We start from the raw sequence: 12,860 nt of genomic DNA, 5'->3' as shown, positions 1-12,860 counted from the left end.
TTATGCATACTTAGGGGGTTGTTTGGAAAAGCGTCCATTGGGGTTAGTGGCAATTGTTTTCTACAAGTCATTTGCCGCCCTGCTGCTTATGGTTACTTCGATCGCTTTATTATTGACATTAAAAAATTATCAAACTCTAGAGGCGTTTTCAGAAAATTATGTTCTAGAAGGTAAATCGATAATTATTGATTGGATTTTAAAGAAAGTTGTTAACTTAAATCCTAGAACTTTGGCATTTAGCGGTATCGGAACCGGAATCTATGCTATTGTTACTGCTATTGAAGCTGTTGGTTTATGGTACGAAAAGCGTTGGGCGCATATCTTAGTATTGGGGCTTGTCGGTATCAGTATTCCACCAGAAATTTATGAATTGATTCGGGGAATATCTCTGATAAAAACATTCGTTTTTGCGTTGAATTTAGCTGTATTTGGTTATTTATTCCGAAATTTTCCTAAACATCCAAAATAGTTTTTAATTCGATACTTAGAGTCTATCGTGGAAAAGTTTAGGAGTGCTGAGTAACCAAAGAGAGCGAAACGTGATGATGAAAAAGTTTGACGACAAGAGGCTAAGGGTTTACGCAAAACCAAGACCCCACGTCGTACAATCGCTATAAATACAATCTGGAGAGCGACTTGCCTAGATCGATTCAGTCTACTCAACCACCACTGAAATTTATTCCCCAACGGTTGAACCTGGCAGTACTCCAGATTGTTCGATGGTTACTGCCGATCGCACTACGGTTTCGTACTCGCCCTTGGCTACCGGCTGGGATTGTCAAGATTGAAGCCAAGAATGTTGAAGTATTAGCTGAACTTTATCAACAATTTCAGGCTGGAAAAATCCGCTTTTTGTTGGCATTTCGCCACCCAGAGGTGGAAGATCCCCTCTGTATGCTGTATTTGCTTTCTCACATTCTGCCACAAGTTGCCCGTCAAAAAGGTATTACACTACAATCCTTGGTTCACAGCTATTTTCTTTATGACCGAGGTATGACAGTTTGGGCTGGAAAGTGGCTAGGTTGGCTATTTTCTCTGCTGGGGGGTGTGCCGGTTCGTCGTGGTAGGCGACTAGATCGGCAAGCGATTCAAAATGCACGGGAGTTGTTTGCTAATGGCGCACTACCGATCGCAGTAGCACCAGAAGGTGGTACTAATGGTCATAGTGGGATTGTTAGCCCCTTAGAACCTGGTGTTGCTCAAATGGGGTTCTGGTGTGTAGAAGACTTACAAAAAGCTAACCGTTCTGAGACTGTAATCGTTGTACCGATCGCCATCCAGTATCGCTATGTTGAGCCACCTTGGTCTAAACTGGATTGGCTTTTAAGTAAGTTAGAAGCTGATAGTGGCTTGAAAATTTTGGAAACTGATTCGGGTAATCGTCAAGAAATTTACTATCAACGCCTCTATAGGTTGGCTGAATATCTGATTACCGAGATGGAAGAATTTTATCGTCGCTTCTATCATCAAGACATCCCAAAAACCATCTCAACTGATGAATCTGCTACTGCAAATCAGGTATTAGTTGCTCGACTCCATCGCCTACTAGATAAGGCTTTACAAGTTACCGAACAGTATTTTGAAGTTCAAGCGCAGGGTAATTTTATCGATCGCTGTCGTCGCTTAGAAGAGGCTGGCTGGAGTTACATTTACCGAGAAGATTTGCCAGATATCAATGCTTTAGCACCCTTCAAACGCGGTTTAGCAGACTGGATTGCTGAAGAAGCCGACTTGCGAATGCGGCACATGCGGATAGTGGAAAGTTTTGTTGCAGTCACAGCTACTTATATTCAAGAAGAACCAACGGCGGAACGGTTTGCTGAAACAGCTTTGCTTGTATTCGATATGCTTTCTAGAATTCAGGATACAACACTTCCGGGGCGACCTCGGTTAGGTTTGCGACAGGCACAAATCACGGTCGGAGAGCCAATTTCAGTTACAGAACGCTTCACAAATTGTCAGAGCGATCGCCAAGCGTCTAGACAGGCTGTGAGCGATTTGACAAAAGATTTACAAATCGCTTTAGAGAAGATGATTAATTGAAGAATTCAGAAGTCATATCGTGTCCGGGTAAAGACTTATCATTTAGATCGCAGGGGTGCAGGGAGAAAGAGGTTTTCCTGATTTTTGCACAGATGCGGTAATCATAAGTAATTAGCTGGACATGATATCAGAATTAAGAATCATATCATGTCCGTTTAATTACTTATTAAACCAAAACTATGCTTTGTCTCCCCTCCCCTTAGCAAGCTACGGTGTACACACAAGTCTGAAATACCTGATTAACCAAGGTTTTACCCCACCCTAACCCTCCCCTTAGAAAGGGGAGGGAACTAGATTTCCTATTTCCCCCCTTTATAAGGGGGGATTAAGGGGGGTAATTTGACTTGTGTATACACAGGGTAGTAGCAAGGGGAGGGGCTGGGGGTGGGGTGCAATGACTGTGAGAATCATAACTAATTACCCGGACACGATATCTCACTTCCCAACAAGCGGGTGATGAGCAGCTGCGAACTCATCGGCAACAAGTGCCGATAACGTAGAAAGATCCAGCGCCAGGGCGAACCCACAGATGATTTCGGCAAGACGAGGGGACTTCCCAGTGCCGTCACAGTCGATCATCCGTAGAGCTTCCCGTTGATGCGGTAGACGTGTCCCTCCACCTACCGTGCCGATCAACAGGCTAGGAAGTACCAAGCTCGCGTAAACGGCCTCGCCATTATCCACCAGATCCATCGTTAAGTGTCCAACGCTGGACTCATGCACACTTGCAATATCCTGTCCAGTGGCAGTAAAGATCGCTGCTACCATGTTCGCAATATTGATATTTACACCGATCATTCCAGATGCTACCCCTCCAGCAGCGAGAGAGTGATAGCCACGAACAAGTTGATCTGGTGTCACATTCAAGATCCGCCTCGTAACTTTGGCATTAAGCTTGCACTCGGCTACCGCTCTTGTGCCACGACCAAACATGAAATTGTTGTACGTGACTTTTTTATCATTGGATAAGTTGGACTCGATAATAAAGCGGTTGACTTTGATTCCGAAAGCCTCGGAAATTTGGTTCATGATCCAGTGAGATGCTTGCCAGGTACAGCCAGTGGTCATATTTTGACCGGCTGCATCCCCAGAGTCATAGACAAAGTGCAGATGCAGATCGCGACCGAGGATCTGAGGCTCGATAGATTTTAAGTCGGCGTGTTTGGACATCAACTGTGTCTGCTTACGGATATCAAGAAAGCGAGATTTTACCCACTGAGCCAGGAACAGCGCATCATGCAAATCTTCCATCTGAAACAGAGGCACGCGCGTGATCCGTCGATCGAGAACAGCAGTAGTGATTCCACCGGAGCAGGTGATTGCCGTCGCGCCGCGTGTCGCCGAGGCGATCAACGACCCTTCTGTGGTCGCCATCGGAGCGAATATGTGTCCTTTCACGTGCTGACCATGAAACATAAGCGGACCGACAGCACCAACGGGAATCTCAACAGTACCGATGAATGACTCCGTAACGCGCTTGAGACTTTCGGGTTGAATATCTGTCTTCCCAATATGCTCCATTGTCACTCCGGTATGTTCCTGAATGAAGCTTAGGCGACGCTGGCGGGCGCTCTCGGTATATTGTCCACGACAGGGCAGCCTTGGCCATTCTTTGACTTCCCTGGGTTTGTCAAGTTGTCGCATATTTGCGAGAAACACACTCCAGAACTTCTCTTCACTCTCGGGACTTAAGAACGATGCTGATATCGAGTAATGGTTATTTTCCTTGGCAACGCTGACAATATTTAGCGAAATCTGATAGCTAAAACCGTCTGGGAATTGAAACTCCACCAATTCGACGGTTCCGGGAGAGGAACTCACCCACAAATTCCGTGTTCGGAATTCTAACAGTCCAGCTTCAATGGACTCTAGCTGCATATTTCGACTATCTTCTGGTCCATCGTGGTCAGTCGCGTTTACTTTACCGAATAGGGCGGCATTTACGATCCATGACGGCATCTGCACACAATTGTTCATTGCAATTCTTCCTTTTGATATAAATAGCAGCTAAAATAGTCGCCCGATCTGTGCAAGACAACTTCATGCCGAGATCAAGGTTTTTTCTGTCAGGAATGCGAATTTATTCTGACTCCTGACTTCTGAATTCTTCTTCAAGGTCTATATTGCCAGTATTCTACAGGCATCGATATTCCTTGCAATTTTAAATTTTGCAATCGGTATAAATATGCAGCACCAGTCATAATATGGTCAGCAACATCAACAACTCGTCGATTATTTGGTTCAGCAAGATAAGAGCCTTTTACCCAGTTGTTGAAAGCCCCGATCGCTGGGCTACACCAAATTTGATAATCCATTTCTCGACCTTTTTCTCCAAAATTAGACCAGCGAGAAGAAAGTCCTAAATACCAGCGAAAAATCAGCGCCATTTTGCGTTTAGGATTATTATCGGCTCTAGTAATTTGTTCTGGATCGCGTTGAGAAAAATAAGTTACAGTATCTTGCCAAACCTCCTCTAAAGTTTTGCGGAAGACTTGTTTTTCTAATTCTTCCCTATCTATTTTAGGAATTTCATCAATTGAATTATAAGTTTTATAAAACTCAAAAAGTTTTTGCGATCGCATGGGAAATAAAGTTCCTCGTTTGAGAACCTGTAGTTTCACACCCATTTCAAACATATCTGCTGCTGGAGCCATCATTACATCCGTCATATCCGCTTGAGCAAGTAAATTTTTTGTATGTATAGATGCTCCCGCTTCAATACAAGATTGATTGACTGAACCAGTAACCACATAGGCGGCTCCCATGATAAATGCAGCTAGTGTTGACTGTGGCGTACCAATTCCTCCCGCAGCCCCAACTCTGACAGATGTTTTATAATTGTATTTTTCTTGAATCTCATCTCGTAGTCTCACAATAGAAGGCAACAAACAAACCAAAGGCCGATTATCTGTATGACCGCCAGAATCAGCTTCTACAGTAATATCATCAGCCATTGGTACTTGGGCTGCTAGATTGGCTTGTAACTCAGTAATTAAACCTTGAGAAACTAGTAGCTTGAGGAGTTTTTCGGGTGCAGGTTCGAGAAATTTAGTGGCAACTTCAACACGAGAAATTTTGGCAATGATTTTGTTTTTAATCTCAATTTGATTTTCAGAATTGAGGCTAAGACCAGCTGCTCGATAATAGACAATGTTGGGAGTTAAATTCAGAAAAGCAGAAGCTTCAACAGTTGTCACACCATATTTGAGATATAAATTAACAGCGCCTCGCTCAATTGCATTTTCGCTAGGGCTGTGGATCAAATTAAAAGCGTAGGGTGCATTAGGTAGTGCTTCCTGAATACGATGGATTGCTTTTTCAATCCGCTCAGGAACTAAACCAGCAGCACCAAAGGAACTAAGAATTTTTTCTTTTCCTAAAGTAATAACTAATTCTTCTGAAGCAATGCCATTGGCCATAGCACCTGCCGCATAAGCATATTTAACTCCATGAAAAGTCTGAAAACTTGGATCGCCTAATTGTTGAGGTACTAAGGGGGGAACAGCTGTTATGGTATCTATTATCTCAGATTTCTGATTATTAGGATCGACTAAATATCCTTCGTTTGTTACTCCAAGTTGACCTTGCTTTCTGACAAAATAACAAGGTAATTCCAAGTTGAGTAATTTAGATTTGATACCTTCATTATCAAAAGCAATTGAATCTAACGAGCCTTTCCATACTGGATTTTGAACATTGGGTTGGTAGTCAAACCTCAGTCCATTCTTTTGAAAGTTTAAGGGTATTGTTGTCATGGTGATATTCTTAATTACAGAAGGGATAAATTAATTTGCCTTTTTTTTGTTCAGCTATTTCAGATTTTACAAACCTGATTCCATTAAACAAATTGCCACATTTTTAACTTCATATATTCTCAGATTTGGTTTCCATAAACTAGCATCTCCAACTAAAGTGATTTTTTCTTCAGTAATGTCAATTTTAGAAATGTGAACTTCTAGATACATTAATGTCTGAGTCTGAGGAATTTGCCCCCGATATTTCCAAACCACCTGATGATCCATAACAGGTACAAATCGGGGTGATTTCATCTGCTTTCCTAAATCAAGATGCAAAGCATAAGCTTGCATAGCTTGTAAAATTGCCTCTACTCCTAAAGATCCAGGCATCACTGGATCTAAATAAAAATGACACTTAAAATACCAATCAGTTGGTTTAACTTCCTTTTGAGCATAGATGTATCCCTGGTTATAGTTTCCTCCTCCGACAATAATTTTCAATTTATTTAATACATCTAATTCATATTTTGCTAGACGATAATGAGGTCGATGAGGCTGGATTTGGTAATATTTATTTCGACTTTCTGGAGTGCGTAAATCAATGTGGATTTCTGGCAGTTTGAGATTATTTTTTGTTTCGTACCAAGGTCGAACATCCTGACCACTATCTAAGCCTACTTGATTGGCTAAAGATTCAGGACTGAAATAGCCAAATGAAGCATCTCCCGTATAAAACACCTCCCCATCACAGGCTACTTTAAATTCAAATTTTTGCAGAATATTACCTTTCATATGTATTGAGGAAACCAATTTAGATATATTAGTAATTGTTTTCCCCCGAATGTCTATATCTTTAATTAGATGTCCTTGTCCATCAAGATTACGAAAACGCAAACTTTGATTTGGATATAATAATGTAGTTCCTAAATAAGCAGATAAAAAACCACAAGGTTGAAGACCAATTTCCATCAAAATTGAATATGGTATTGCCTCAGAAGAGTTTTGACGACAATACCAAGGATCTAAAGGAACATCATACTCACTAATAATTGTTGATCCTTTGGTGAATTGATGGCGTTGTCCCTGTACTTCTAAGATGCGATGCACTAATTGCAGGTGGGTGTTAGGGACCCGCGAAACTATTACTGTACCTGCATCATAAATTTCATATTCTGAACCAAAACATTTGGAAGGTGAACCTGTACAAAATTCTTGGATTTGTTCTTCATTTAATAAAGCAGATTTTTGAGAATTTACCTTTATCGGTGCTGATTTTACTAAATGTTTAGTATGAGTTGAATTCTCAGGATTCTTTTCGGATAACTGTAAACCTAAATCTTGGAAGTGAACAATTATTTTTTCGTGTAAGATGATGCTGACATTACATTTAACGTAAGGTTTTGGTGTCAAACCAATTTCGCTGATTTCCATCTGATAGATTAATTTTGCAGATGTTGGAGTCACCTGTCCCCGACAACGCACCACCTGGGGCAGATTTGGAATGGGTTGAAACCTAGCGTCAGTAGTATATGTCTGCAATCCTAAATACAGCATATAGAATTCCAACAGATGACTACAGCCTTCTGCCATCAGAGAACCAGCCATTACTTGGTCGTCTTTGAAATGACAGGGAAAATACCAATGTTCAGGGTCAAGAGTTTTTTCACCGGTTATCAGACCTAGACCCCAAGCTCCTCCTGTAGGTTCAATTGAGATTACTCGGTCAATCATCAGGATGGCTTTGGGCGGTAAACGCAGAGATGGGTTTAAACCATATTGACGATAGTGGTCGCCAAAACAAGCAGCAATATTACCTTCAATGAGGTGTAATATATCCGGCTCATCAAAGGTTGACTTTTGACAAACTAGCAATGGTTCAAAATATTGTTTTTTAATTTGGCTTCTCTGTGCTATTTCTTTCTCTGTGAAAATGATGCCTTTTCCTTGTTTTAACTGTTGGTCAGAGAAGAATCCAGCACAGCCTCTATCCATTTTTAAAACCATTTTTTCGCCGACAAAACACTCATAACTGAAGAAAAAGAGTAAGTTATTGCCGTTTTTTGCAAAGGAGTTGATTTTAATGTCGTATCGCAAGGTTTCGCCTTCTTTCGCTAAATCATCTAGGAAGGTTAGGGTGCAATCTAATAAACGATAAATTAAGTCGCCTTTATTTTCAAAATCAATTCCTAAATAACTAATCAATAATAAATCACATTGACCAGATTCTATAGCTACAGATAAGGGAATTTGACCATCAACAGAATACCATGCATTCTGAGGAATATCATATTCTGTGGTCATAGAAGATGGTTTAAAACGACCTTTTTCTGCATCTATTTTGGTAACTCGACTTACCAATAGATAAGGAGGCATAGGTAATCTGACCCGCCGAGAATAGGAATCAATAATTTGGTAATCTTGACCAAATACAGAGGCGATATTTCCTTGGGCAAATTCTAATAAATCTGCTTCATCCCAGACAATATTAGAGGCTTTAGTATAGGTGTTAGCTGGATTTTCTAAATATAGAGTTTGGATATTGCTGCGATCGCATATATTTTGTTGTGGAGCAAAATTACTATTTAGCATCTGTTGAAATGTAGCAATCTGCAACTGATTTATTCTCAAAAACTGTTGATAGTTAACTGAAACATATGGTGATTTCATAGCTTTTGATTTGGTGTTTTTTACTAGGAGATGACTATGATGAAGTTGCGATATTATTTGATTTTTAAATTTTGCTATATGGTCTTCATGCAAAATATTGTCATAAATACGAAAACCTCCTAATATGACTTTTTTAACAATTGATTTACTTGTTAAATCTGTTTTTATTAATTGGCTATAAAGAGGGGATAAATCCACATCAACACCATGACTAATAAGTGTTGCTAAAAGCTTGATAATACTAGTATGATCGTCAACACTTTTAGTATTAATCGGTATAGCTATATGTTCTAATTCTTTGAGATTAGCACTAATCCATTGAGAACAGTTATTTTTGGCTCCTACCTCAATAAAAATCCTTGCTCCATCTTGATAAATTTGGTTAATTAGTCGGGGAAAATCTACTGTTTGACAGCAAATTTTTGCACTATTCTGAGCCAGAGAGTTAGTGTTAACAACTAATTTATCTGCTGTCACTCCTGAATAAAATTCAATATTTGGGATCTTTTGAATAGATAGGGTGTGTAGTTTAACTATCTCATCGTAAACAAATTCTGCAATTTCAGAATGTAATATGCTGTCGAAACTAATAGTAATATAACGACATTTTAATTTTTCAATAATTCTCAAACAAGATTGGGGATTACCTGCGATAACGACTTCTTGAGGAGTATTAATAAAAGTGAGATAGACTTGATTTTCGGACTTTAATATTTCTATAACTTCTAATGCCGATGCTTTCAGTAGATAAGATGTCCAAAATTTTTCTTGTCCTTCTTTATCAGTTAAAGGTAATCCCCAAAATTGACGACCTAATACACAAGAACCACACAACTGAGTTTTAAACAAAGGTGATGACATGAGAGCAGCATTTACACTGGTTGCATAAGAATGACATTGGCTATTCCAAACTCCTAAAGCAAACAGCATTCCGCTGGCTTCACCTAAGCTATATCCGCAAGCAACTTGGGGTTGAATTTGAAAACAATCTTGGAGAATTTGGGTGTATAGGAATGCCAAGCTCATGCTGCTCAAACACATGGCTACCCCGTCATTAAAAAACCCTTCTACTTTTGCTGTTTTATCTCTTTCTGAAAGTTTAGTTAAACTTCTAGGATAAATGAGTTTTTCACAGAGAGACTGACTAACGTTAGGCACTGAGTTGGAAAAAGTCTCATAAATTTGAGGAAATAATCGAATAATATCTTTTCCTAGTCCGATATCAGCACTACCCATACCAGGGTAGACAAAAGCAATCTTCCCTTTTTTACCTAAAGGATTAGCTGTAAAATAACTACCTAAAGGAGTTTTCCATTCAGATTTTTGGTGAAATGCTTTACTGATCCCAGTAATTACTAAGTTAATTTCTTTAAGTAATTCTTCTTGATTATGACCAACAAGGACTAACTTATAATTTGCTTGAATATTCTGCTGAAAGTTTTGATAAGTTTGAGTGGCAATATTTGATAGAGACGGAGTATTTTCTATCTGCTGTTTTAAGTGATAAATCTGTGCAAGTAAGGCGGCTTGGTCGTCAGCAACTAAAGGAAATAGATAAAAAGGAGTTTGTTCTAAATACTTACTAGACCGCTCTTTTTGGCTTGCTTCTTCCGATATAATTAAGTGGGCATAAGTACCGTCTAACCCTAGTCCATTGATAGCGGCAACTCTTTTAGATATTCCTTCATCTAAGAACCAAGTTCTTGATTCACTGGCAATATAGAAAATACTATTCTGCCAATTTTCTAAATTTTTTGGTTTTGACCATTGGGGAGTGGCAGGAATATATCGATGATATAAGCAGAGGGCAGTTTTGATTAAACTAGCCATGCCAGAAGCGGCGTATGTATGACCAATATTAGCTTTAATACTGCCAATACAGCAAGTTAAGTTATCATTTGGTGATTCTTCTTTTTGTCTATATGCTAAATTCAACCCTGTGATTTCCGCAGCATCCTCTTGAGCAATTCCACTACCAAAAACTTCCAGATAACCAATATCTTGAGGTTGAATACTTGCGATATTAAATGCTTGCTCACAAGCTTGCTGAACTGATTTTAGAGATTTATCTTCACTGTTATTTTGTACTAAGGCGATCGCATCAATAATCGCATAAATTCGTTCTGGCTTTTGTTGAGCAGTTTCATAACGTTTTAAAACCACTGCACCTGCACCTTCTCCAACCATCCAGCCATTAGCGTTGGTATCATAGCTTAATGTATGAGTTCCCGTATTTACAGGCGCTAATTGATGGCGTAATAGCACATTTTCAAAACTACCTGCTAAATCTACAGCCCCGACTACAACAGCATCTACTTCACCTTGACTCAATAACATTTGAGCTATTTCCAAGGACTTAAAAACTGAATTTTCTTCGGCAGAAACGGTAAATGCTGGCCCGGAAAAATCCCATAATGCTGAAATTCGAGTTGCCATCAGATTACCGATGAAGCTAGTATAATTATTTATTCCGGCTTCAGAATAGAGACTATTTTTAACAATGGTTTCTAACTCGGTAATTTTTTCAGGTGATAGTCCAATATTTTCTGATTGTAAGCTGGCTGGAATTTGCCAAGATAAATCAATACGCCCAAGATATTGATGTAATGCTAGTTCTGTTCCCATTGCGATAATGACAGCGACATTTGATCCTTCAACTATTCCTGCATCTTTAATCGCATTGTCAGCAACTTTTAGCATTAACAACTGTTGAGGAATCAGTTGTTCTTCCTCATGAGGTGGAATTTTGAAGCGAAGAAAATCAAGATCAAAATCTTGAATATAAGCTCCATCAGGGGCTTTTCCATCCACAAAGTCGTAGTCTTTGAGTAATTCCGGTTGTGATTCGATTCCTTTCCATCGTTGAGGCGGAACAGGGATAAAATGTTGGTGAGCTTCGTAGATTGTGCGATCAAAAGTATCTAAACCTTCACAGGAACCAAAGCAAGCTTCCATACCTACGATCGCTAAACGATTTGGAGTAGTATGTTTAATTAAGTTGTTTTTTGTCAAGCCTAAATCTAAATTTTCTTTCTTGGATGACTCTAAAATCAAATGAGCATTTGTACCACCAAAACCAAAAGCACTAACTCCGGCACGTTTAATAGAGGCGTTATTTGGCCAGGGTATGGTTGAACTGACAATTTGATTTGCGGAAATCCCTCCGTTATCTGAACTTAGAGGTTCAAGTAAGTTAATTGTTGGCGGAATTACCTCTTTGTTCATACTGAGAATCACTTTGATTAGCCCTGTCATCCCTGCGGTAGTTAACAAATGACCAAAGTTTGACTTGACAGAACCAATTAAGGGAGAGGCTTGATGTCTACCGAAGAAGGCATCCATAGAGTTGAGTTCTGTGATGTCTCCGATAGGTGTCCCTGTGGCGTGACACTCTACATAGTCAATAGTATTGGGATTGATGTCTGCATTCCTATAGGCTCTTTCAAAGGCTAAAATTTGACCTTTGGGGTTGGGATTGAGGACAAATTTTCCTTTACCATCGTTAGATAAACCAATACCGTTGATCGTAGCGTAAATGCGATCGCCATCTCGAACTGCATCATCATATCGCTTCAGCACTATCATTCCAGCCCCTTCTCCAGAAATTAGCCCTGCTGATGACTTATCTAAGGGACGTGTCACACCATTTTCAGGATAGGCTTGGAAGATAGAAAATCCCAAATGGATGAAGAGTGGGTCAGCACAACTAACTGCACCTGCTAACATTAAGTCAGCTTTGTCTGATAACAAATAATCACAGGCTAGTTTAATTGCATATAGCGATGAAGCACAGGCAGCATCTAAAGAAAAGTTGATTCTGGAAAGAGATAATCCTTGACTAATCAATGCTGCTGGATACCCAGATAACACACCATTCAGAGGAGATAAACCACTAGATAATTTCTGCAAATAGAAGGATTTATCTTGTAAAAGCTCCTGAATAGCTGAATTAATTACCTTGTGATATATGGGTGCAAAAAGTCGATGAGAATATCTAGTAGGAAAAGAAAGATTCCCCAAAATAACACCACAATTTGACAAAACAGAGCGGTTTTCTAAATAACCACTATCTTGTAAAGCCTGTTTTGAGACGTAAAGAGACCATTGATAAATTTTATCTAAATTTGTTAGGATTGCTGGAGCAATTTGATATCCAGTGGCATCAAACTGAAAATCCTGAACATAGCCACCCCTCATACAATAGTATTTGTCAGTTTTCCCTTTGACTGCATCGTAAAATAGATTTGCATCTACCCCCATTTGATCTTCATTTGCTAAAGAGGTCAAATCTTTTTTTTCAACTAAATTCTGCCAATATTTTTCAGGAGTTTCTGCACCAGGAAAAAGACAAGATAGACCAATAATTGCAATAGATGTCATGATAGGACTTTATAAAGTTAAGATGCTTCAAAA

At 39.5% G+C, this 12,860-nt stretch carries 5 protein-coding genes; 2 read left to right on the top strand and 3 right to left on the bottom strand.

Annotation, left to right across the window (positions count from 1 at the left end; genetic code table 11):
- Window positions 1-22 precede the first annotated feature (22 nt).
- Window positions 23-469: a DUF2127 domain-containing protein gene (locus HWQ37_RS34035; protein ID WP_292755730.1), complete on the top strand. Its 447-nt coding sequence runs from the start codon at window positions 23-25 to the stop codon at window positions 467-469.
- Window positions 470-636: 167 nt separating this feature from the next.
- Entirely contained in the window at window positions 637-2,043 is a 1,407-nt protein-coding gene (locus HWQ37_RS34030) for a lysophospholipid acyltransferase family protein (RefSeq protein ID WP_292755728.1), read from the top strand.
- A gap of 435 nt (window positions 2,044-2,478) precedes the next feature.
- Here the strand turns inward: HWQ37_RS34030 and HWQ37_RS34025 are convergent, their stop codons facing one another.
- The 3 genes from HWQ37_RS34025 to HWQ37_RS34015 all read right to left on the bottom strand — a co-directional run bounded on the left by HWQ37_RS34025 (window position 2,479) and on the right by HWQ37_RS34015 (window position 12,827).
- The gene (locus HWQ37_RS34025) at window positions 2,479-4,020 is read right to left on the bottom strand and encodes a hydroxymethylglutaryl-CoA reductase (RefSeq protein WP_292755727.1); all 1,542 of its coding nucleotides are present in this window, start codon (window positions 4,018-4,020) and stop codon (window positions 2,479-2,481) included.
- Window positions 4,021-4,154: 134 nt separating this feature from the next.
- Window positions 4,155-5,798, bottom strand: coding sequence for a PfaD family polyunsaturated fatty acid/polyketide biosynthesis protein (locus HWQ37_RS34020; protein WP_292755726.1), 1,644 nt, complete (start codon window positions 5,796-5,798; stop codon window positions 4,155-4,157).
- A gap of 66 nt (window positions 5,799-5,864) precedes the next feature.
- Window positions 5,865-12,827, bottom strand: a complete 6,963-nt coding sequence (locus HWQ37_RS34015) for a PfaB family protein (RefSeq protein ID WP_292755725.1) — start codon at window positions 12,825-12,827, stop codon at window positions 5,865-5,867.
- Window positions 12,828-12,860 lie beyond the last annotated feature (33 nt).

The organism is Nostoc sp. NMS4, from assembly GCF_017115095.1.
In the GTDB taxonomy this organism is placed as follows: domain Bacteria; phylum Cyanobacteriota; class Cyanobacteriia; order Cyanobacteriales; family Nostocaceae; genus Nostoc.
The sequence above is the reverse complement of the archived record's forward strand: the minus strand, read 5'-3'. Positions and strand labels throughout refer to the sequence as shown.